The sequence below is a fragment of the Flavobacterium sp. FlaQc-49 genome (assembly GCF_044005985.1).
Lineage (GTDB): Bacteria > Bacteroidota > Bacteroidia > Flavobacteriales > Flavobacteriaceae > Flavobacterium > Flavobacterium cupriresistens.
Map to the genome: position 1 here is coordinate 255,844 of NZ_JBIPCS010000002.1, position 23,785 is coordinate 279,628.

General features: G+C 34.7%; 14 protein-coding genes. 2 read left to right on the forward strand and 12 right to left on the reverse strand.

Going from position 1 to position 23,785, the window contains the following annotated elements; genetic code table 11:
- Nucleotide 1: 1 nt before the first annotated feature.
- From secDF to ACHRV3_RS04425, 10 genes are all read right to left on the reverse strand, one after another.
- Entirely contained in the window at nucleotides 2-2,974 is a 2,973-nt protein-coding gene (gene secDF, locus ACHRV3_RS04380) for a protein translocase subunit SecDF (protein WP_395433450.1), read from the reverse strand.
- A gap of 227 nt (nucleotides 2,975-3,201) precedes the next feature.
- The gene (gene mdh, locus ACHRV3_RS04385; protein WP_230005038.1) at nucleotides 3,202-4,137 is read right to left on the reverse strand and encodes a malate dehydrogenase; all 936 of its coding nucleotides are present in this window, start codon (nucleotides 4,135-4,137) and stop codon (nucleotides 3,202-3,204) included.
- Between the two features lie 111 nt (nucleotides 4,138-4,248).
- Nucleotides 4,249-6,189 (reverse strand): DNA topoisomerase (ATP-hydrolyzing) subunit B, encoded by a 1,941-nt coding sequence (gyrB, locus tag ACHRV3_RS04390; protein ID WP_047775536.1) that lies wholly within the window; start codon nucleotides 6,187-6,189, stop codon nucleotides 4,249-4,251.
- Between the two features lie 304 nt (nucleotides 6,190-6,493).
- Entirely contained in the window at nucleotides 6,494-9,226 is a 2,733-nt protein-coding gene (locus tag ACHRV3_RS04395; protein WP_395433451.1) for a M16 family metallopeptidase, read from the reverse strand.
- Between the two features lie 201 nt (nucleotides 9,227-9,427).
- Nucleotides 9,428-11,044, reverse strand: a complete 1,617-nt coding sequence (gene asnB, locus ACHRV3_RS04400) for an asparagine synthase B (protein WP_047775533.1) — start codon at nucleotides 11,042-11,044, stop codon at nucleotides 9,428-9,430.
- A gap of 241 nt (nucleotides 11,045-11,285) precedes the next feature.
- The gene (asnB, locus tag ACHRV3_RS04405) at nucleotides 11,286-12,962 is read right to left on the reverse strand and encodes an asparagine synthase B (protein ID WP_395433452.1); all 1,677 of its coding nucleotides are present in this window, start codon (nucleotides 12,960-12,962) and stop codon (nucleotides 11,286-11,288) included.
- Between the two features lie 630 nt (nucleotides 12,963-13,592).
- Nucleotides 13,593-14,042 carry a hypothetical protein gene (locus ACHRV3_RS04410; RefSeq protein ID WP_047775527.1) on the reverse strand — a complete coding sequence of 150 codons (450 nt, stop codon included), beginning with the start codon at nucleotides 14,040-14,042 and terminating at the stop codon, nucleotides 13,593-13,595.
- A gap of 507 nt (nucleotides 14,043-14,549) precedes the next feature.
- On the reverse strand, nucleotides 14,550-16,304 hold the full coding sequence (locus ACHRV3_RS04415; RefSeq protein ID WP_047775772.1) for a TonB-dependent receptor: 1,755 nt from the start codon (nucleotides 16,302-16,304) through the stop codon (nucleotides 14,550-14,552).
- Nucleotides 16,305-16,432: 128 nt separating this feature from the next.
- Nucleotides 16,433-17,296, reverse strand: a complete 864-nt coding sequence (locus ACHRV3_RS04420) for a PhzF family phenazine biosynthesis protein (RefSeq protein ID WP_395433454.1) — start codon at nucleotides 17,294-17,296, stop codon at nucleotides 16,433-16,435.
- Between the two features lie 125 nt (nucleotides 17,297-17,421).
- Nucleotides 17,422-20,436 carry a tetratricopeptide repeat protein gene (locus tag ACHRV3_RS04425; RefSeq protein WP_395433455.1) on the reverse strand — a complete coding sequence of 1,005 codons (3,015 nt, stop codon included), beginning with the start codon at nucleotides 20,434-20,436 and terminating at the stop codon, nucleotides 17,422-17,424.
- A 239-nt stretch (nucleotides 20,437-20,675) separates the two neighbouring features.
- Between ACHRV3_RS04425 and ACHRV3_RS04430 the strand changes: the two genes are divergently transcribed.
- Both ACHRV3_RS04430 and ACHRV3_RS04435 read left to right on the forward strand, forming a co-directional pair.
- Nucleotides 20,676-21,359, forward strand: coding sequence for a cell division ATP-binding protein FtsE (locus ACHRV3_RS04430; protein WP_047775522.1), 684 nt, complete (start codon nucleotides 20,676-20,678; stop codon nucleotides 21,357-21,359).
- A complete protein-coding gene (locus ACHRV3_RS04435; RefSeq protein ID WP_395433456.1) occupies nucleotides 21,359-22,240 on the forward strand; it encodes a glycosyltransferase family 2 protein in 882 nt (293 codons plus the stop codon). The genes ACHRV3_RS04430 and ACHRV3_RS04435 overlap by 1 nt, the downstream gene beginning before the upstream one ends.
- On the opposite strand, the gene ACHRV3_RS04440 is transcribed toward ACHRV3_RS04435, so the two are convergent.
- Together ACHRV3_RS04440 and ACHRV3_RS04445 are read right to left on the reverse strand one after the other, a co-directional pair.
- Entirely contained in the window at nucleotides 22,237-23,328 is a 1,092-nt protein-coding gene (locus tag ACHRV3_RS04440; protein ID WP_395433457.1) for a glycosyltransferase family 4 protein, read from the reverse strand. The genes ACHRV3_RS04435 and ACHRV3_RS04440 overlap by 4 nt on opposite strands.
- Entirely contained in the window at nucleotides 23,325-23,717 is a 393-nt protein-coding gene (locus ACHRV3_RS04445; protein ID WP_047775517.1) for an FdtA/QdtA family cupin domain-containing protein, read from the reverse strand. Before ACHRV3_RS04445 ends, ACHRV3_RS04440 begins: the two co-directional genes overlap by 4 nt.
- Nucleotides 23,718-23,785: the final 68 nt, after the last annotated feature.

A 23,785-nucleotide genomic window follows, 5' to 3' on the forward strand; every position in this document is an offset into this window, starting at 1 on the left:
ATTATTCTTTATTGTGCTTGTCTTCGATATTGTGTTTATCATCTTTAGAAATTGTATCCACCAATACCGGTGTAGCAATAAATAGAGAAGAATAAGTTCCTACTACAATACCAACCAACATCGCGAAGATAAATCCTCTAATTGACTCTCCACCAAAAATAAACATCGTTAACAATACAATGATCATCATTAATGACGTATTCAATGTTCTTGACAATGTAGTATTAATAGAAGCGTTTACAATATCTTCAAAACTACCTTTACGGTTTCCGATGATGAACTCTCTAATTCTGTCAAATACAATTACAGTATCATTCATAGAATAACCAATTACCGTAAGAATCGCAGCGATAAAGTGCTGATCCATTTCCATGTGGAATGGCATGAATTTATAACATAAAGAGTAGATTCCTAATACAAAGATAACGTCATGCGCAACAGCTGCAATCGCACCTAATGAATATTGCCATTTACGGAACGATACCATTAAGTATAAGAAGATCGCTGCCATAGCACCTAAAACTGCCCAGTAAGAGTTTGTTTTGATATCCTCAGAGATAGAAGCTCCTACTTTAGAAGCTTGTAATACTCCAACTGTTTTACCATCGTAAGTGTTAGTAAATTTATCATAAGAAGTATTAGGATAGTATTTTGCTAACGCTTTGTATAATATTTGATTTACTTCCTCATCAACTGCTACTCCATCTTGTTGGATTTTGTATTTAGTTGTGATTTTCAACTGATCGTCATCTCCTAAAATTTTAGCTTCAACCGGAGTTCCGAAAGCAGCAGATAATTCATCTGAAACTACAGTAGCATCAATTGGTTTTTCAAATTTAACCTGGAAAGTTCTTCCTCCAACAAAATCAACACCTTCATCTAATCCGTTAACGAAAAAGATAGAAACCAAACTCACTACAACAACAATTGAAGAGAAGATGTAAGTGAATTTTTTAATTTTGATAAAATCAAAGTGGAAATTAGTAAACCAGTTTTTAGTAATATTAGTAGAGAAAGTTAAATCTCCTTTACCTGCAATGTTTCTATCAATAAAGATTCTCGCAATAAAGATTGACGTAAACATAGAAGTTACGATACCAATAAGTAATGTTAAAGCAAAACCTTTAATTGGTCCTGTTCCAAAAATAAACAAGATTGCTCCAGTTAAAACGTGCGTTACGTTTGCATCAATGATAGAACGCATTGCTCCGTGCCATCCGTAAGAAGCAACAACTGCTTCAGACAATGATTTACCTTCACGTAATTCTTCTTTTGCTCTTTCAAATATAATAATGTTCGCATCTACCGCCGTACCTAATGTTAATACGATACCTGCGATACCTGGTAATGTTAATACAAAACCAAAACTTGCCATAATTCCGAATAAGAAAAGTAAGTTTAATAATAACGCAAGATTAGCATACCAACCTGCTTTACCATAATAGAATACCATCCATAAACAAACTAATAAAAATCCTAATACAGAAGAAATTGTTCCTGCATCAATTGCAGCCTGACCTAAAGATGGTCCTACAACAGTTGATTGAATAATATCTGCAGAAGCCGGTAATTTACCTGCATTTAATACGTTTGCTAAATCTTTAGTTTCAGCTACGTCAAAAGAACCTGTAATTTCAGATCTTCCACCTGCAATTGGACCACTAGTAACACCTGGCGCAGAATACACGATATTATCTAAAACAATAGCAATATAACTTTTTTGAGAAAAAGCTCTACCTGTTAATTCTTCCCAAACTTTAGCACCTTGGCTGTTCATTTGCATAGAAACAGCTGGTTTACCCATTTGGTCAAATGTATCTTTTGCATCCGTTACAAGACCACCGTTCATAGCTGGTACATTGTCTCTGTTTCCTTTTAAAGCATATAATTCAACTACTTCAACATCTTTTGCTTTTGCATCTTTTATTGTAGTTGGTTTACTCCATACAAATTTTGCATAATGTTGGTCAGCAGCTAATAAAATTCTGATTTCCGGTCTTTTAAAATAAGCATTGATTGTTGCTGTATCTTTTGGAGCAAAATAACCTAAAACCGGTCCACCACCTTGTCCAACAATTTTGTCAAATAATGGGTCGTTTCCTTTTTTAGCTTTAGTTGAATCTTGTGTATCAGTCAATAAAGCATTCAATGAATCTTTAGCAACTGTTTTAGTTTCTGTTTTTTTGATTTCAGTCTTTTTTAAAGCTTCGTTAGTTGCTACTAAAAAGTTTCCGATTTCTTCAATCTTATACGTTTCCCAAAACTCTAATTGAGCTTTTCCACCTAATAATTTTTTAATTCTATCCACATCTTTAGCACCTGGAAGCTCCACTAAGATTCTTCCTGTAGCACCTAATTTTTGGATGTTTGGTTGTGTAACACCAAATTTATCGATACGCTCTCTTAATACTTTGTAAGCACTTTCGATAGACTCATCTACTTTTTTTCTAATTACTTTCTTAGCTTGAGCATCAGACATTTCAAAAGCAATTCCGCCTTCACCTTGCAAGTTTCTGTTAGCAAAGATTTCAGGAGAAGCTAATTTTGTTGTTCCGCTTGAATTTGCATCAAAAGCCTCAAAAAATTTATCTAAATAACTTTTGTTACCTTCTAAATTTGCAGTCGCATCAGCCAATGATTTATTAAATACCGGATTTTTAGAATTGTTGGCTAATCCTTTCAAAACATCTTTAATAGAAATTTGAAGAATAACGTTGATTCCTCCTTCTAAGTCAAGACCTTTATTGATTTGTTTGTTTTTTACTTCATCATAAGTAAAATCCGTAAATCCAAGATTCAGTACCTTTACTTTACCAATAGAATCTAAATATTTTAGCTCTTTATCAGGATTATCTCCTGCAAAAGCTTTGGCCTCACTTTTGACATTGCTTGCCACGTAAGTGAACGAAAGTTGGTAAATACTTACCAACGCAAATAGAATTGCGAAAAATTTAATAAGTCCTTTATTCTGCATTATTACTAAAAATTAATTAAGTTTTATTGTTTGTTTTTGTTTTAAAGTCCTATAGAATAAGCCCTGACATGATTTTTTTAAAACTAAAAAACTAGATCACGAATTACAACATTTTTTTTAAACCGAGCAAATATATAATTTACGAAAAGATTAACCAATTTATTTATTAATTAATCTCAAAAAAAAGACTGCAAAAGTGCAGCCTTATCTTTTTTTTATCAAAATCATTATACTAAAATCGATTTTAGAGCGTCATTCATCCCTCTAACTGCATCAGCACTTTTAGCAAATAAAGCTTTTTCTGCGTCGTTTAACTGGATGTCTAAAATTTCTTCAATTCCGTTTTTACCAATTATACAAGGTACTCCGATACAGATATCATTTTGCCCGTACTCTCCTTCTACATAAACAGAACAAGCAATCATTTTCTTTTGATCGTTTAAAATGCTATCCACAAGGTAAGCTACAGAAGCTCCCGGCGCATACCACGCTGAAGTCCCTAAAAGACCTGTAAGAGTTGCTCCTCCTACCATCGTATCTGCAGCCACTTTCGCCAACACTTCTTCAGAAAGAAATTCGCTAACCGGAATTCCGTTATAAGATGCCAAACGTGTTAAAGGAATCATAGTTGTATCACCATGACCACCTATAACCATAGCTGAAATATCATTTGCCGGTTTGTCTAAAGCCAAAGAAAGATACGTTCTGAAACGTGAACTATCTAAAGCTCCACCCATACCTATAATTCTGTTTTTTGGTAATCCGGTAGATTTTAAAGCCAAATAAGTCATTGTGTCCATTGGATTAGAAACCACAACAATAATTGTATTTGGTGAATGTTTTAATACATTCTCAGCAACTGTTTTTACAATCCCTGCATTTATACCTATTAATTCTTCGCGGGTCATTCCAGGTTTTCTTGGAATTCCGGATGTAATTACTACTACATCACTCCCGGCAGTTTTAGAATAATCGTTGGTTACACCTGAAACTTTGGTATTAAACCCTGTATTTGTAGCGCATTGCGTGATATCTAATGCCTTTCCTTCAGCAAAGCCTTCTTTAATATCCAACAATACTACTTCACTAGCAATTCCTCTATAAGAAATAACATCTGCACATGTAGCTCCAACATTTCCTGCTCCTACAATGGTAACTTTCATATTTTATACTTTATCGGTTATTAATTAATTTGTATGTCTTTAAATTGACAATTCGTTTAATCGTTTAGTAAATTTAAACAATTAAACGAATTGACCTATTAAACTTTTATTTTATGCGTCAATATTTGCATAAACAGCGTTTTTCTCGATAAACTCTCTACGTGGCGGTACTTCATCCCCCATTAACATAGAGAAAACTCGATCTGCTTCCGCAAGACTGTCGATTGTTACCTGACGTAAAGTTCTGAAACTTGGATCCATGGTTGTTTCCCATAATTGCTCCGCGTTCATCTCTCCAAGACCTTTATAACGTTGAATAGCAGCACTTCCTCCCATTCTTTCGTTGGCCTGATCACGTTGAACATCATTCCATGCGTATTCTTTCTTATTTCCTTTTTTAACCAAGTATAAAGGTGGTGCTGCGATATAAACGTGACCTTCTTCGATCAGTTCTTTCATAAAACGGAAGAAGAATGTTAATATTAAGGTAGAAATGTGACTACCATCGACATCCGCATCACACATGATGATTACTTTGTGGTATCTTAGTTTTTCAAGATTTAATGCTTTACTATCTTCTGCTGTACCAACAGTAACTCCCAAAGCAGTAAAAATATTACGGATCTCTTCGTTTTCGAATACTTTATGATGCATCGCTTTCTCTACATTCAGAATCTTACCACGTAATGGTAAAATCGCCTGAAAGTTACGATCACGACCTTGTTTTGCTGTTCCACCAGCCGAATCTCCCTCGACAAGGTAAACCTCACATCTTGCAGGATCCTGCTCCGAACAATCTGATAATTTTCCCGGTAATCCACCGCCACCCATAACGGTTTTACGTTGTACCATTTCACGTGCTTTTTTAGCAGCGTGACGGGCCTGAGCAGCCAAAATTACTTTTTGGATAATTACTCGTGCATCATTTGGATTTTCTTCCAAATAATTCTCCAGCATTTCTCCAACGGCTTGAGAAACCGGAGAAACTACCTCTCTGTTTCCAAGTTTGGTTTTGGTTTGTCCTTCGAATTGTGGTTCTGCAACTTTTACCGAAATAATAGCTGTTAATCCCTCACGAAAGTCATCTCCCGCAATTTCGAATTTCAATTTATCCAACATTCCGGAAGCATCTGCGTATTTTTTAAGGGTTCTTGTCAAACCACTTCTAAAACCTTGTAAATGCGTACCTCCTTCGTGAGTATTGATATTATTTACATAAGAAAATATATTCTCAGTATAACTTGTATTATAGATTAAAGCCACCTCAACCGGAATTTCACCTTTATCGTGATCCATGCTGATTACGTGAGAGATAATTGGCTCACGGTTACCGTCTAAATAACGGATATATTCTTTCAAACCTTCTGTTGAATGAAAAACTTCACTTCTGAAATTCCCGTCTTTATCAACTTCTCTTTTATCGGTGAAAGTAATGGTGATTCCTTTATTCAGGAAAGAAAGCTCACGCATACGAGCCGACAATGTATCATAAGAGAACTCTGTGGTCTGAGTAAAAATAGTATTATCAGGGTAAAAAGTCTGGCGTGTACCTCTCTTATCTGTCTCTCCGATTTGTTTTACCGGATACATTGATTTTCCTCTTTCATACTCCTGCTCATAGATTTTTCCTTCTCTGAATACAGTTGATTTCATATGAATCGAAAGGGCATTTACAACCGAAACACCAACTCCGTGCAAACCTCCTGAAACCTTATACGAATCTTTATCAAATTTACCTCCGGCACCAATTTTGGTCATTACAACCTCAAGTGCAGAAACTCCTTCTTTTTTGTGTAAATCGACCGGGATACCACGACCGTTATCTTCAACTGTTACCGAACCGTCTTCATTTATTGCAACACCAATGGTATCACAATGTCCTCCCATCGCCTCATCAATCGAGTTATCAACAACCTCATAAACCAAATGGTGTAGCCCTCGAACTCCTACATCTCCAATATACATCGATGGACGCATTCTTACGTGCTCCATTCCTTCTAATGCCTGAATACTATCTGCTGAATAATTGTTCTTCTTGATTTCTTCGCTCATATAATTTATTCTAAAAAATGTAATTATTGTCTAACACGCAAATATATAAAAACGCAAATTATATATCCGTTAAATTACGATTTAAAGCGTGTAAGTTATCAACACAATTGTGATAAATTCCAAAAAATAAATTCCAAATTCCAAAAAAGCAACCTCTTTTTATTAAAAAGGCAATTTTTTAAAATTCCAATTTCCAATTTTGAAAAAGAAAATCCGAAACAGACATTTAAAATGTTGTTTCGGATTTCAAAAAAATTTTCAAATCCACCTAAAATTTGGAATTTGGAATTTCAGGTTTTGGAATTTATTTTTTAGTAAAGTCCCCTACATAAATAGAAGTCATTTTATCCAGACTGATATACTTTTTCAATACCGTATTTACTTCCTGAATTTTCAATGCTTTAACTTTGCTTTCTAAATCATCGTAATCTTCCAATGGGATTCCGTAAATAAGATGTGTATTCACAAGCCCCATCAAAGTATCATCGCTTCCTAATCTGGTTTTTCTTCCATTCTGCCAGCTCACTAAGTTTGTTTTTAATTCCTCCTCCGTAAATCCATCTTTTAATGCTTTTGTGATTTCTTCTTTTGTAGCCGCTTCAACCGCTCCTTTTTTAGTTGGATTTAAAAAAGCATAATATTCCCAAAAAGCAACATCATTATCAACCGGCACATTGATAAATGAACCAGCTCCATAACTAATTCCTTCTTTTTCTCTTAATCGCATTGGGATTCTTGCCGTCAAAAAGCCACCACTTCCAATGATTTCATTCACCATAATAAAGGCTGGATAATCCGGACTTTTTCGATCCATTTTCAAACTGATTTTTCCAGTTGCCACAGCATTTTCTTTATCCGGAGTAATATAGTCTTTATCTACTTTCTGACTATCAAAATAAGTTGGTTTGGCGCGTTCGTATTTAGACTTCGAATTCCACTTTCCAAAAGTATTTTCAAGAATTTCAACCGTAGTTTTAGTATCCAAATCTCCAATAACACATCCTACCCCATTATTTGCTCCTAAAATGTTTTGGTAAAAATCTACTAACTCGGATTGTTTTATCTTTTTAAACGCATCTATTTGCTCCTGAATTGTTGCCGTGTAGAAGATATTTCCTTTCGGATACTTAGCCGTTAATCTTGAAATTTCATTAAAGGCTATCGCCTGAGGATCATTAAGATTGGATTCTAAATAGGTATTGTACTCTGTAATTGTCTTTTGCAGCTCATTTTCAGGAAAGGTAGAATTAACCAGTAAATCACCTAATATTCCCATTACATCTTTAAAATTCTCTTTGTAGGTATTAATATTAACCGATAAAACTTGTTCTGAAAAACCAAAATTCACACTAGACTTCAATTGATCTAATTGATCTTGAATTTGCTCTTTTGTTCTGGTTTTAGTACCTGTTTTAAGCAATTGTGCCAAAATTCCACCAACATCTGCTTTACCCTCTAAATCCTTCTCATTACTTACATAGAATTTAAAACTCGCCTGAACCTTGCCTCCTTTTATTTCTTTTTTGACTAATCCGTATTTTGCACCATTACTTAATTTGCCTTCAACAAGATTTTGTTTTAAATTTTTTATGGAAGCCTCAAATGGAGCGGCTTCTTTTTCGATCGCTTTTCCTTTGTAGTCTTTCGTCAAAGCAACCAATTGTTCGTCGGTATATTCTACCGCTTTCAGTCTTTGTTCGTCTTTTGACGGAATAAATATCCCTACTGTTCTGTTGTTACTATTAAAGTATTTTTCTGCTACTCTTTGTATATCTTCCTTTGTCAGTTTTTCAACCGCATCTCTATAAATAAAACCAAGTCTGTAATCTCCTGCTCCAATAATTTCTGTCAGACCAACTGCAAACGAAATAGTATTGTTTTTTACACTTTCAATTTGTTTAATTAATTTTGCTTTAGCTCTGTTTACATCTTCATCTGTATATTTTGTAGTTGCAATTTTATCCAACTCTGCTCTTACGATATTTTCGGTCTCTTTAATATCTTTATCGTTTGGCACTGCAACTCCAAAATACATAAAACTTGCATCTTTTACCGTAGGCTGCCAAGTGTAGATACTTGAAACTTTACGCGTTTCTACCAAAGATTTATACAGATAACCTGATGGATCTGCCGTTAAAATTTCAGCCAATGCATCAATTGCAGCATAATCTTTATCTGCATATGGTGCGGTATGATACACTGCTCCTACATTTTTACTTTCACCTGCTCTTTTTAGTTCTACAAATTTTTCTCCATCCTGAGCCGGTTCAAGTGTGTAAGGCTTAGCCAAAACTCTTTTCGGTTTTGGGATCACAGCAAAATACTGTCCAATATATTCTAATGCTTTCTGCTCATCAAACTTACCTGCAATAACCAAAACTGCATTATCAGGCTGATAATACTTTTCGTAAAAAACTCTTAATGTATTTGCTTTTACACGCTCAATATCTTCTTTACTTCCAATAGTACTATTTCCGTAGTTATGCCATAAATAAGCTGTTGACAGGATTCTTTCTTGTAAAACTGCATCGGGATTATTTTCACCTATTTCAAATTCATTTCTAACAACAGAAAATTCTTTGTCTAAATCTGCTTGTAAAATTGTCGAATTAATCATTCGGTCGGCCTCCATCTCGAGACTCCATTTCAGGTTTGCATCACTGGAAGGAAAAACTTCATAATAATTGGTTCGGTCAAACCAGGTCGTTCCGTTTGCATTTCCTCCTTTATCGGAAAGCATTTTTTTTATGTCTCCCAAATTTTTAGTACTCTTAAAAAGCATGTGCTCCAACAAATGCGCCATTCCTTTTTCGCCGTATCCCTCATTAATCGACCCCACTTTGTAAACGATATTTACAATCATATTACTTTGTGAAGCATCCGGAATTAAAAGAACTTTTAATCCGTTATTTAAAGCATATTCCTTTACCCCTTCTACATTTGTAATGTATTTAGGCTGTTCTTTTTTCTGAGCGTAAACAGAACTTATTACACCCAACGAGCAATACAAAATTCCCCCAAGCACTAATTTTTTCATATTTTTATTCAATTATAAAGTAAACTATTCTTTTATGACTTTATCAAATATAGTGCTTTTCAAATACAAAATGAATAATTTAAAATCCACTTTAATAAAAAAATCCGAAACAAACAGTTAAAATGTCGTCTCGGATTTTCTGAAATTATCGAAATTCAATTGGGATTTGAATTTTATTTTCTACTCTATTAAATTTTAAAATTATACTGCTGCGCCGGAGTTTGTTGTTGCAACAGCTGCCTTTAAATGGGCTGCATTTGCGCGTCCGCTTGGGTCTTGATTTTCCTGCCATTTTGGTATCCATTTTCGAACGGTTTGCGCCGCACTGACCTGTGGATAATATTTATGAAAAATGGAACGATACAAATAGGCTTCTTTGGTAGTAGGAGAATTATACGGAAACTCTGTATTTGCTCCTTCTAATTGCTGATCAGAAACCTGAGTCGCACAATATTCGATTAATTCATCAATCCAATTATAACCCACTCCATCCGAGAATTGTTCTTTTTGGCGCCATAAAATATCCGATGGCAAATAAGGTGTTTCCGGGGTATCAAATGCCTTTCTTAGGATGTATTTTTCGATTCCCTCGTATGTTTTAGGCTGTTTTTCTTCCGGTTTAATCAACATCGTAACATCCAGAAAGTTTCGGTCTAAAAACGGAATTCTTGTTTCTAAACCATTTGCCATTGTCGATTTATCGGCACGCAATAAATCGGCCGTAAATAATTTTTGGACTCTCTCGATACTTTCCTTTTGAAATTCTTCTGTTGATGGAGCATTTCTGAAATACAAATGTCCTCCAAAGATTTCATCAGCACCTTCTCCGGAAAGAATTGCTTTTACACCTTTGTCGGCAATAGCTTTAGACAACAGGTACATGGGCACACTGGCTCTAACCGATATGATATCGTAGGTTTCGATATGAAAAATTATTTTTTCTAAAAGTCCGATTCCTTCTGCTACTGAAAAATGAACTTCATGATGGTCTGTTCCCAAAAATTCAGCCGCTTTTCTGGCAGCAATAGCATCGGGTGCATTTGCATCTAAAGCAATTGAAAAAGTTTTCAGTTTTTTCCCTTTGTCGGCTTTCAGTCGGGAAGTGATGGCCGCAATTAAAGAAGAATCCAAACCACCGGAAAGCAATGCTCCAATCGGCACTTCACTCATCAAACGTTTACTCACGGCTGCTGTAAGACTTTCTCTGATCAAAGACAATTCAAGATCCTGACCTGCTTTTTCATAATCCTCATACTCCGGACGGTAATACTTTACAAAACCTGTTTTTGGAGTATAATAATGTCCTGGAGGGAAAGTTGAAAATGTTTTACATTGATCTGCAATTGGCTTCATTTCTGAAGAAAAGTAAATTCTTCCTCTTTCGTCCAAACCATAATACAACGGTTTTACTCCCAATGGGTCTCTACCGGCAATATAATCATCACCGTCAACGATTACGAAAGTCCAGTCACCATCTAATTTATTACAAAAATCATATCCATACTCTTCGTACAAATGCACGATCACTTCTGAGTCTGATTTTGTTCTGAAAGTGTGGTCTTTCAAAATTCCATTTCTTAATTCCTGGTAATTATAAATTTCACCATCGTGCACCATCCAGGCTTTATTAGTCCCCTGAATAGGTTGTTTCCCTGAATTAAGATCTATAATCGACAAACTCTCGTGACAAATAATGCTTCCATTTTCCATGATCTGATAACCTCTTTCATCAGGACCACGGTGCGACATTCTTTCAGAAAGCGCTCTAACGAGCTGGGGATCTTTTCCTTTACCGATAACAGCTAATATTCCGGACATACTATTCTTTTTTTTATTTCTAAATGTTATTCAAAGTAAACATAAACCTCATTTTATGCCACTTTCTAAATTAAACTTAAATCACTCTCTTGAGTAATGTCAAATATAAAAAAGAAAGTTAAATAATTCCCAAATTATTATCTCAAGTAGCTGAAATAATACAATTTATTATCCTAAACCAAGAAAACGTCCTTACAATTAAGAACGTCTTTCCTGATACTAATTAATAAACAAAACCCCTTTATGCTTTAGCGTAGGCATCATCATGAACGCTGGCAACAGCTCTTCCTGATGGATCATTCATGTTTTTGAAAGCCTCATCCCACTCCAAAGCGATTTTGGTACTACAAGCTACACTGGCTTCCTGAGGCACACATAATGCTGCTGCATCACTTGGGAAGTGTTCTGCAAAAATAGAACGGTAGTAATATTCTTCTTTTGAAGTTGGCGTCTGCAATGGAAATTTAAATCTGGCATTTGTCAATTGTTCATCTGAAACTTCTCTTGCTACTACTTCTTTCAAAGTATCAATCCAGCTGTATCCTACTCCATCAGAAAATTGTTCTTTTTGTCTCCATGCAACACTTTCCGGTAACATCTCTTCAAAAGCTTTACGAACTACCCATTTTTCCATCGGATGCTCTTTGTTGATCATTTTATCTTGTGGGTTGATGCGCATGGCAACATCCATAAATTCTTTATCCAAGAATGGAACACGTCCTTCGATTCCCCAAGCTGCCAAACTTTTGTTGGCACGCAAACAATCGTACATATGTAGTTTCCCTAATTTGCGTACGTTTTCTTCGTGAAATTCTCTTGCGTTTGGTGCTTTATGAAAGTATAGATAACCTCCAAACAATTCATCAGCTCCTTCTCCCGAAAGGACCATTTTGATCCCCATTGATTTAATAACTCTCGCCATCAACCACATTGGAGTCGATGCTCGCACTGTAGTTACATCATACGTTTCCAAGTTATAAATCACATCACGAACTGCATCTAAGCCTTCCTGAATTGTAAACTTAATTTCATGGTGAATAGTTCCGATATGATCTGCCACAACTCTCGCTGCTGCCAAATCAGGTGAACCTTCCAGTCCAACTGAAAAAGAGTGCAATTGTGGGTACCAGGCATCAGTAGTATCGTCTGACTCAATACGTTTTTGTGCATATTTTTTAGCTACTGCCGAAGTAATAGAAGAATCTAAACCTCCGGAAAGTAAAACTCCGTAAGGAACATCACTCATCAGTTGTCTGTGAACGGCTGCTTCCAGCGCTTTTTTAATCTCAGGAATACTTGTTTCGTTGTCTTTTACCGCATCATAGTCCGTCCAGTCTCTTTTGTACCATTGTACAAATTCACCGTCTTTACTGGTCATATAATGTCCCGGAGGAAACAATTCAATTTTTGTACAGTACCCTTCTAACGCTTTCAATTCTGATGCTACATAAAAAGTACCATCCTGATCCCAACCAATGTACAACGGAATAATCCCCATATGATCACGAGCGATAAAGTACTCATCTTTATCTACATCATAAATTGCAAATCCGAAGATTCCGTTCATTTCGTCAATAAAATGAGGCCCTTTTTCCTGGTAAAGTGCTAAAATAACTTCGCAGTCACTTTCGGTTTGAAAGTCATATTTTCCTTCAAATTGTTTGCGTAATTCTCTGTGGTTATAGATTTCACCGTTTGCTGCCAAAACCAATTTTTTATCTGCTGTAAACAAAGGCTGCTTCCCCGAAGCCGGATCTACAATTGCCAAACGCTCATGAGATAAAATTGCTTTATCATTGCTATAAATACCGCTCCAGTCCGGTCCACGGTGACGGATGATTTTAGACATTTCTAAAACTTGAGGTCTTAAACTTTCTGCTTTTTGCTTCAGATCAAAGGCACATACAATTCCACACATAACTATATCTTTTTATTTTATAAATTTTATTTTGATAAGGCAAAGATGCAGTAATGGTTACAATTGAAAAACACAAAAGCTAATTTCAGTTATAATTTAAAACCATAAAATCAATTTTACATATAAAATGTAAAATTTTAGTATAAAAAACAGGTTGGAACTTAAAAATTTTAATTTCAGGAGGAAAAACAATTTAAAACACAGCATTTTTTAGAAAAGTTCAAAACTATTTCCAGTGTATTTTATTTTTTGATGAGAAATCTACAAAACGTAAAAAGTAAATATGTAGATTTTAGCCACTAGGTGTGTTAAAGTAATTTCTTTACATGTATCTGTCCTGCATTGTCTGGCTGCGCGGAGTCGAAGCCCTTCTTCTTAAACAAGCCTTCGACTACGCTCAGGATGACAATAGTCTAAAAATAATGATCTTTAGTAAAACCTATTTTATTAAACCACAAATTGCATAAGAAATTTACGCAAGACACGCGAAAAAACTCAAATGAGCTTACATTACTTATATGTTTCAAAAAAAACACTTATCATAATTGTATCCTGTTCTTATTACTTTGCAGCATTATTTGTGAAGATTTCTCATTCTTCGGAATTGACAAAAAATGCTAGTTAATACTATTACAAAACACTTTCAATAGTATAATGCGTTTTATTAATCTCAAATTCAAACCCTACTTTATTACCCATTAAATGATTCCCCAAAGGAGATTGAGGCGAAAGTGCAATAACGTTTATACCGTCAATTGTAATTTTAGGAAGTGCTACACTGAGGTATAAATAAATTCCATTAGCCTTTACCAAACTCCCTAAAACTATATTTTCTGTACTTTTTGATGCTTCAATTTTATCTAAAACGGCTTTTTGGGTTATGGCTTCTTTTAGTTTATTCGTTAATTTTTCCTGCTCGATATGCATCATCGACAAAGCGGTTTCGTGTTTGTCGCCGGCTGATCCTTTTGCATCGTTTTTAGAATCTTCAGTCAAAGCCGAAATCATGTCTCTGAAAACATCAATGCGATCCTGAACCATTTGTAGATAATGGGAATATATTTTTTCTTTGAAAGTCATTTTTTTTTGAGGGGCTAAGTTACTGAGGTTCTAAGTTGCTGAGATTTTTGTTTAACCGCAAGGTACGCTAAGGTTTACGCAAAGATCGCAAATTAATCTCATTTTATTTCTAAAAAAAGTTAGCCACGAATTAACGAATATTACTAAAAACAATTCGTGAATTTGTGGTTGAAAAACTTCACTCCTTGCCTTTATTTTGCGATTAAAATAAAGTAAAGGCTCGTAAAGATTTTCTTTTGCACGCAGATCTGGCAGATTAGGCTGATCTAATTTACCTCTTAAAAAAAATCTGTGCAATCTGCTAGATCTGCGTGCAAAAAAAATTAGGTGTAAAATTAAAACGGAGCTGTAATGCTATAATTAAACTTTGCCTGCCTTATGTAAGCTTGGCAAAAAAATTAGCCACGAATTAACGAATATTAATAAAAACAATTCGTTAATTCGTGGCTAAAAAAACTTCGCGCACCTTGCGTAAATCTTCGCGCACCTTGCGGTTAAACCCTTTTCTTAAAAGTCGAATTTATAATTTCCTCCTCCTAAAACCTGGAAGCCCTGCACCGGATAATTCAACCATTTTTCATAGGCCTGATTACCAATATTATTAAGTTTCAAAAAGAAAGTCAAACGTTCGCTGAACTTATACCCTACGTGAGCATTGGCATCAAAATAGCTTTTTAAAGTAACCGGAGTTGCAACAGGTGCAATAGTCAAATTGGTCTGCATGTCTTTACGATCTCCCACATAAAAAACATTTAAACCGGCGTACCACTGTTTTGTAATAGTAACATCCAGATTAGAACTCAATTTAACCGTTGGTAAATTCCATGCTTCTAATTGGCCGTCATTTTTGTAACTATTGAAAGTTCCATTGATTCCAAAACTAACATTCTCGGAAAAATCAGCTTTCAATTCTCCATAAAAACGGAATGTTCTCAGGTCCTGATAAACCACTCCAAAAGAGTTTCCGTAAGCATAGTTTTCATTTGAGATAACTTCTGTATAATCATTACTTTTAAACAAGGCTCTGTCTTTTTCATTCAAATAAGATCCTGTAATGTTGTAATTGATATTATTAGCCAATTTTCCTTTTAAACCTGCAAAAACAGTGTATTGATTGTTTGTAGGTTTCACAGCAAGCGTTGGCGATAAAAACGGATTTTCAGTTACAAAATCAGCATAGGAATTCTGATTTAGTCCACCATTTACTCCCGTATAAAAAATCATCAAATCCCCTACTAATTTATACGAAGCGTTTACTTTCGGATACAGATAAAACTTGTTTCCACTGTTTTCAGAATCTAAACCATAAAATATTCCGGCTCCTAATTCCAAGGTCCAATCATTTTCCAGAATCACAAAACTAGGTTCAATTCCAAAATTGGTAAGGCTGTATTTTAAAGGTTTCGTATTATCACGGGCATAATTATTTTCAAACGAGCCGCTTACATGATCAATAATAACATTTGTATTTATAGATTGATCCATTACCTCTACTTTAAACGACGGCTTTACATAAAACCGGTTTTCAGAAGAAGAAAAACTATCGGAGAAATTAGTAAACCTTGCTTTTACTTTGCTAAAAATGCCTTCATTAAATTCAATATTTCCACCTAAAGAAATGGTATTATAAGAATGATTCGGATTCATTTTATTCACTAAATCAAAACGTTCACCCGGAAGCAATGTCGCACCGAATTCGGCAGGTAAACCGTACCAATTGTATATTTGATTCTGGTATCCTAAATCTACCGCCCAGGACATATCGCGATTGTCAACACCATATCCAACATTTAAGGCTGTGTCGTAAAATTCATCATTTAATTCTATATCCTTAATCCCTCCCTGAGAAGAATGATGGCGAAACATTCCGGTAATATAATCGCTATTGCCCAGATCCTGCGTTACAAACAATTCCCCATTTAGAGTTCCATAATTTCCAACTCCAACAGTGGCGTAATTACTGAATAAACGCTCTTGTTTTGATTTTTCAACCCCCTCTGCTTTTCCTTTTGAGGGCGTAAAAGTCGAAGCCACCGGAACCGATAAAATACTGTATTTGATCGTTTCCTTAGGTTGATTTCCTGAATCGTCAAGCGAAGGAGTTTCTTTTACTTTAAAGGCATCCGAAATGGTTGGTGAATAAGGTTTTACAACATTTACCGTTTCTGTCCCAATGCTCTCCTCTTTCTTCTGCGAAAAGGAAAGCTGAAAAGCAAACAGCATTATCAAAATGATGGATTTATTCTGGAAATTAATTTTCATATTTCTCTTATTGTGTAAAAGGTGTTTTGTAAAATGTAAAAGGGCTTTTTTAGGCATTTTACATTTCACTTTTCACAAATTACATTTTACATTTTACATTATCTTATTTCTTAATTTATCTTTCTACTCTAAACTTCCCAATCACCCTTGGCGATAAACTGACTTTTACCTCCTATTTGTATAAGAAAATTATCTTCTGTTAATGCTCCTTTAAAATAAATCTGCGACGGGCGGTTTATGTAATCCCCCTGCTGATTTATTGTTTCAATCTTAGCCGAGTGGTATTTTAAAAGAAAAGCCTGTAAACACGTACTGGCACTTCCCGTTGCAGCATCTTCAACCAATTGGTTGTGTTCTACGCATAACATTCTGCTTATTATTTTTGAATCTTCCCAAACATAAAAATAAAGAGCCCTGTGATTTGTTTTGCAATTCTTTATCAACCAATCGTTCATTTTATCTTTATCCAAAACCAAGGCTTTTAAAGCTGCTACACTTTTTAAAGGAACAATTACAAAAGCACTTCCCGTTGTCACTTCCTGAATTGGGTATTGCAAATCAAAGTCATCACTTTTCAGATTACTGAAGGATAAAAAACCTTCCTTATCAAACACCTCTAAAAACTCCGGTTGAGCCGCTTTTAACCAAATCAAATCCTCCGTTTTCTGAATCGGAATTTCACCAATCGGAACCTGAAGTGTAATTGCTTCAGGAACATTTTGGAATATTTTATGCATCAACACCCAAGAAGTTCCAATAATCGGATGTCCGGCAAACTTCATTTCGTGTGCCGGCGTAAAAATTTTAATCTCTGCTTTATTGTTTTCAAAATCAAGCTTTGTAATAAAAGTGCTTTCAGCGAAATTTATCTCTTTGGCTATTTTTTGCATTTCTTCCGAACTAAGATTACCCGCCTGTAAAAAAACCGCCAACTGATTTCCGGCGTATTTCTTTTCAGCAAAAACATCAATAATATAAAATGGTAAAGTCATGTTTGTAAAATCTATTTTGTGAGATGTACTTTGTGATCTGTGAATTGTAAAATGTATTTTGTGAGTTGCAAATTGGAAAATATTTAACTTTTAACATCTCACATTCAACATCTCATCTAAAAAACCTATTTCGTTATTGATGAATTTGTTTTTGACTCCTCTAACTTAATAACACTTAGTTCTTTTTTAGCTTCCTCTACTACATCCGGATAATCGGTAAAATTGTTAATTACATTATCTAAAATATAAGTCGCCTGATAACTGTCTTTTAATCCGTAGAAATTTTCGGCCATCAAAACCAGACTCTTTGCTCCGTAATATTTATAAGCGGAGTAGTTTTTGGCTAATTTCTGAACGGAAACATTTGAGGCTTCAAATTTGCCTTCTTTCGTTTTAAAATAGGCATCATAATACAAGGCTTCGGCTGCTAATTCTCCTTTTGATGTTGCAGACAATTTTGCATACGCTGCTTTTGCTTTGTCCTGATCTCCGGTTTGCATGGCAGCACGTGCTACAATAATTTGTGCATCTGATTTTACATTGGCATCAGCTTTTGGATTCTGCAACACCTTATCTGCATAAATTACCGAATTGTTATAATCTTTTTTATCATAATAACACTTCATTAAATTCGCCTGAGCGAAAGTTTTATTCTGAGGAAAGTCGGCTTCGTCTTCTAAACGAACCAATACCGGAATTGCTTTGTCACAGTCTTTTGCTTTCAGGAAAATCTGAGACAATCGGCTTAAAGACTGTTCTGTAAATTCATTTCTTGGCTGATCAATCACATATTGGTAATTGACTACCGATTTACTTTCAGAGCCTTCTGCATAATACAACTGTGCTACGTAAAAATTAGCCTCCACTGCATGAATCCCGGATGGAAATTTAGCGATGTAACCTGCAAGACCTGTAATAGCGGCTTTGCTGTTATTTTGACTGTATTGTTTAAAAGCTCCTTCGTACGTATCGTTATCCAATTCTGCATCTGTAACCGCAACAAAGTCCAATGTTCGTACCCAGGTAGCATATTCATCTACTTTTCCTGAATCAACGTAGATTAATCTTGCTGTTGAAACCGCTTCTAAAGCTTCTGATGTTTTTGGAAATTCAGCCGCCACTTTTTTAAATTTAACTAAAGCCTGTTCGTCACGATCTGTATTGTAATAAATCAGACCTTGTTTCAGAATAGATTTTGAAGTAAACGAACCGTTTTTGTATTCGGAAATTAACTGATCGTACGTTTTGATCGCTAAATCATTCTTTTTCTGAGCGACATAAGTATTCCCCAATTCATACAAAACATCATCTCTATAGGATGATTTTTTATACATCAGCAGGAAATTATTCAGTTCCTCTATTTTCTTGTCATTTTTAGACATAAAACCATACGAAAGTGCTTTTTGATATTGTGCATAATCGGCATCAACGCCTTTTGCATCAATTGCTTTTGCATAAGCTTCCATTGCAGGAGCATATTTTGCAGTTACAAATCGGCAATCCCCTAAGCGTAAATACGAATCATTCAAACGTACTTTGTCTTCTTTTGAATTGTCAATTTGTGCCTGAAAAGAATTTCCGGCCTGATCGTACTCTTTTAATTTAAAATAAGCGTAAGCAATATTGTAGTTAATGTTTTTGTATTCTTCGGTCGTTTTAGCACCCGCCAAACCAGCAAATTGTTTGTAACTCAACAATGCCGATTGAAAATCGTCGGTTACATATTCTGATTCTGCCTTCCAGAAAGTCGCACGTGCTGTAAACTCAGGATTCTTTTGCTCTTTGATTGCATTATTGAACATCTTTAACGCTTCTGCATAATTCGATTCCGAATACAATTCCAGACCTCTGTAAAAAAGTACTTTTTGGTAGGCTAGTTTGTTTTCCGCAGATCTGTTTTTCTCTAATAAAATCAAGGCTTCTTTATAATTTTTAGAAGAGATATAAGAATCAACCAATAATTTTTCTACTTCACCTTTACTGGAATTGTTTGGATATTTTTTCAAAAAATCAAGCAAAATTCCCGGAACCGTTTGATATGCATTCCCGATTTCATAGCTCAACTTAGCGTAATTCAAAGCGGCATCTTCCTGAATTTGAGTATTGAACTCCATTTCAGACGCATTTTTAAAAGCATTCAGGGCTTCTTGTTTTTTACCCGTATTCAGGTAACTTAAACCTAAATGGTAGTAGGCATTTTGTGCAACGAAATCTTTTCCTTCAATAATTTTATTAAATTGAGATATAGCACTTTCGTAGTTTTTTTGCTCGTAATAGGCATACCCTAATTGATAGAAATCGGTGTTGTTCCACTTTCCTTTTTTCCCTTTGTATTCTTCTAAAAACGGAATCGCTTTGTCGTATTGTTTTAGATTGAAATAACACTCTCCGATGATTTTATTCAATTCTGATTTTTCAATTTCATTTGATTTATTCATTGCTTTTTGCCCTAAATCAATTGCTTTTTGAAAGTTTCCTAATTTAAAATTCATATCAGCCTGATAGTATGAAAGCTTTTCTTTATACTTTTCTTCGCCTGAAACCTCATCAAAATATTTGGTTGCTTCTTTATAATCATCGCCTTCATAGGCCATAAATCCTAAGTAATATTTGGCCTGAGAACCAAACTCGGCGGAATTAACCACTTTATTAAAATACGTGGTGGCTTCCTTCTTCTTTTTAGCATTAAAATAGCTGTAGCCTTTTTGAAAATTAAACTTATCCAGATCAGACTTGCTCATATAACTTTCATCAACTTTATCAAACCATTGTAACGCTTTTGGATAATTTCCCTGCTCAAAGAAAAAATGAGCAACTTCAATATAAGCCTGATTTTGTTTGGTACTGGTTGGATAATCGGTTACAAACTTTTCCATCAGTTCATCTGCATTCGGCTGATTGGTTCTAATGGCACAGTTGGCGATATAATAAGCACAATCGGACTGAACTTCTTCTGTCGTTGCATTGTTTTTTACATATTCAAAAATAGGTTTTGCCGAAGCATATTGTTTGTCTTTGTATAAAGCCAGTGCTTTGTCAAAATCCTTTAAATCGTAGGTATAAATAGCTGATTTTTGTGCCGAAACCGTCGTCGAAATAAGGATAATTTGGAATAAAAAGAACCAGGAAAGTCTACGCATTTTAGTTTTATTTAGTATTCAAATTTATCATTTTCTACCGTTTATAACGAAACGTTTCAATCTTTTATTATGATTCTTTTTTTTAATGGTGCTTATTTAACAGCTTATTAATCCTCAAAATATTGGTTCTCAAATGTTCTAAAACTATTATTTTTTATAACGTTTTCTTCAGAAATGATTAAAATTTATTTTGAATCCAACCGTTATCTTATTACTTTTACCATTCAAATCAATTTATTATGTCACAAACCGTACTGTCTCTTAAAGAAGTAACTATATATCAGGAAGGAAGAAAAATTTTATCTCATATTAATTTAGATGTCCAACACGGAGAATTCATCTACATAATTGGAAAAACGGGTTCCGGAAAAAGTAGCTTCATGAAAACTTTATACGGTGATTTGCCTTTAAGCGAAGGAGAAGGTCACATTGTTGAATTTGATTTGGCAGCTTTAAAAGAAAGCGAAATTCCGTTTTTGAGACGTAAAATCGGAATCGTGTTTCAGGATTTCAAATTGCTACCGGACCGCTCTGTAAAAGACAATATGCTTTTTGTTCTAAAAGCAACGGGCTGGCATGAAAAAGAGGCAATGGAGCACAAAATTGATGAAGTTTTGGACAAAGTAGGTATGAAGGAATTTGTGAACAAAATGCCACACCAACTTTCGGGAGGTGAACAACAACGTGTTGCCATCGCAAGAGCTTTATTAAACGATCCTGAATTTATTCTAGCCGATGAACCAACCGGAAACCTTGATCCGCAAACAAGTTCTGAGGTTTTGGAGGTATTGAAAAAAATCAATGCTAACGGTAAAACGATTATCATGGCCACTCACGATTATGCTTTATTGATGAAATTCCCTTCGAAAACATTAAAATGTGAAGATGAAAGGATTTTTGAGGTCGTGCAACGCAGCGTGTAATGCTTTCTATCTTAATTCCGGTTTACAATTACAATGTTTTTACGCTGGTAGAAATACTAAACAAACAAACGCTGGAATGTGATATCGCCTTTGAAATTATCTGTCTGGATGATGCTTCTGAGTATTTTTTAGCTGAAAATAAAAAGATCAATCAATTTAAGAATGCGACTTATTCGGTTTTAGAAAAAAACATCGGAAGAAGTGCTATTCGGAATTTACTGGCTCAAAAAGCAAGTTATGAAAACCTGCTTTTTCTCGATGCCGATACCATTCCTGTTTCTGAAAATTATATTTCAAATTATATTTCACAGATCAATAACGTCGAAAAAATTGTTTACGGTGGAATCCTCTACGAAGATATAAAACCTTCCAAAAATGAAATTCTACGCTGGATTTATGGCATAAAAAGAGAAGCTTTAAAGGTCTCCGATCGAAACAGCAACCCTTATCTTTCCTTTCTGACTTTAAATTTCCTGATCAAAAAAAGTATTTTTTCAAAAGTTACTTTTAACGAAGACATCCCGAATCTGAGACACGAAGACACGCTCTTTTCGTTTGATTTAATGCAAAAACAGATTGAGATTGTACATTTTGAAAATCCTGTTTATCATTTAGGTTTAGAAAGCAGCGAAACCTTTCTGAGAAAATCGGAAGAAGCTGTTTTAGCCTTAAAAAACTTAATCGATTCTAACCTGATTTCAACGGAATATGTGAAGTTGTCTCATTATTTCCAAATTCTCAAAAAATCTCATCTAAGGCCTTTAACTGCTTTTGGATTCCGTCTTTTCAAGCCTTTACTTAAAAGACAGTTGTTAGGAAAACACCCGTCTCTTTTTATTTTTGATCTTTATCGATTGGGGTATTATTGCAACGCCAATTAGGTATTTATAATTGCTTCGAATAAAACTTTCCATTGCTGCATGATGGTATCTAAATCATATTTTCCGATACTTTTTATTGCTTTCTGCCCCATTTCTATTCGCAAATTTTCATCTTCCATTAATAAAACTAATTTCTCCACAAAAGAGTCTTTATTACCTTCTTCAATAAGAAATCCATTTTCATTATTTTGTATGATTGCTTTGGGACCAACCGGGCAATCGTAAGCGATGCAAGGCAAACCGGTCGCCATTGCTTCCAGTAAAACCATTGGTAAGGCTTCATTTCTGGAAGTCATTGCCAATATAGACGCTTCTGTATATTTTTGCTGTATGTTTTGAACCGGATTAAAAAAGGTTACTGTTTTTTCAATCTGCAACTTTTTGGCTAAGTCTTTTAATCCTAGACTCTCCTCTTGTTTTCCATAAATCTCCAAGGACCATTCCGGTTGCTTTTCCGTCACTGATTTCCATATTTGCAATAATCGGTCGATTCCTTTTTCATGCGAATGCCTTGCGACGGCAATAATTTTTTTTGCCTTTAAATCTGAAAAAGATTTTGTTTCAATCCATAACGGATTGGGAATAACAATACCATTTTTAAGCGACCATTCTCCCAGGCTTTCATTTGATAATGCTACAAAATAAAAAAATTGAGAAGCACAATAATTTCGATATCTATATTTGAATGTGTTAGTAAATCCAAAAAAACGAGAAGTCTTGTATTCATTAAATCTGGAACCGTGCGCCTCAAAAAGAACAGGGATTTTTGTATTTATCAGTAATGGAATTGAAAATGATTTTAAGGCAAAATCACAAACAATAATACAATCGGGCTGTATCTTTTTTATATATTCCTCCAGTTCTTTTTTGTAGCGAATTAAATTGAGCGCCTTGTTGCCTTTTAAGACAATATCATAGAAATCAATTTGTTTGTTAAACTCAAAAAAAAGATTTTCATCTCCACCGTTTTGAGTAATAACGGCAATTTCATAACCAAATTTCTCAATCAGGTAGTTGGTTTTTACGGCTAGTACTCTTTGCACTCCTCCTTCTTCATTTGCTCTTTGTGTAATATAGAGTAGCTTCATTTTTTTGATGTCAAAAATTCTTCGTAGTCCCTGATGTAATCGCTTTCTTCAAAAACTTCTGAAGCCAGAACAAGGCAAACTGCTCCAGAAGAGAAATTTTCGAGTTCACGCCATGTATTATTTTTAATCAGTAATCCTTTGTCGGGTTTATTTAAAACTACCTTTTTTTCTATTTCACCGTCTTTTAAAATCACATCAAAACTTCCTGAAATTGCGATTAAAATTTGCTGCAATTTTTTATGCGAATGACCACCTCTCTTAGAAGAACTTGGAATATCATATAAATAATAAACTCTTTTGATTTCGAAAGGAATTGTATCATCTTCAATTACGGCAATATTTCCTAAAACATTTTCAATTTTCGGAAAATCAATCATAACTATATTCATAATCTTATTTCAATTTATATTTGTTAAGCAATATCACCATCGATTCCTTACTTTCGTATCAAATATAT

Coding starts and splice junctions, on each gene's coding strand:
- secDF (WP_395433450.1), bottom strand. CDS start 2,974: ATGCAGAATAAAGGACTTATTAAATTTTTCGCAATTCTATTTGCGTTG.
- mdh (WP_230005038.1), bottom strand. CDS start 4,137: ATGAAAGTTACCATTGTAGGAGCAGGAAATGTTGGAGCTACATGTGCA.
- gyrB (WP_047775536.1), bottom strand. CDS start 6,189: ATGAGCGAAGAAATCAAGAAGAACAATTATTCAGCAGATAGTATTCAG.
- ACHRV3_RS04395 (WP_395433451.1), bottom strand. CDS start 9,226: ATGAAAAAATTAGTGCTTGGGGGAATTTTGTATTGCTCGTTGGGTGTA.
- asnB (WP_047775533.1), bottom strand. CDS start 11,044: ATGTCCGGAATATTAGCTGTTATCGGTAAAGGAAAAGATCCCCAGCTC.
- asnB (WP_395433452.1), bottom strand. CDS start 12,962: ATGTGTGGAATTGTATGTGCCTTTGATCTGAAGCAAAAAGCAGAAAGT.
- ACHRV3_RS04410 (WP_047775527.1), bottom strand. CDS start 14,042: ATGACTTTCAAAGAAAAAATATATTCCCATTATCTACAAATGGTTCAG.
- ACHRV3_RS04415 (WP_047775772.1), bottom strand. CDS start 16,304: ATGAAAATTAATTTCCAGAATAAATCCATCATTTTGATAATGCTGTTT.
- ACHRV3_RS04420 (WP_395433454.1), bottom strand. CDS start 17,296: ATGACTTTACCATTTTATATTATTGATGTTTTTGCTGAAAAGAAATAC.
- ACHRV3_RS04425 (WP_395433455.1), bottom strand. CDS start 20,436: ATGCGTAGACTTTCCTGGTTCTTTTTATTCCAAATTATCCTTATTTCG.
- ACHRV3_RS04430 (WP_047775522.1), top strand. CDS start 20,676: ATGTCACAAACCGTACTGTCTCTTAAAGAAGTAACTATATATCAGGAA.
- ACHRV3_RS04435 (WP_395433456.1), top strand. CDS start 21,359: ATGCTTTCTATCTTAATTCCGGTTTACAATTACAATGTTTTTACGCTG.
- ACHRV3_RS04440 (WP_395433457.1), bottom strand. CDS start 23,328: ATGAAGCTACTCTATATTACACAAAGAGCAAATGAAGAAGGAGGAGTG.
- ACHRV3_RS04445 (WP_047775517.1), bottom strand. CDS start 23,717: ATGAATATAGTTATGATTGATTTTCCGAAAATTGAAAATGTTTTAGGA.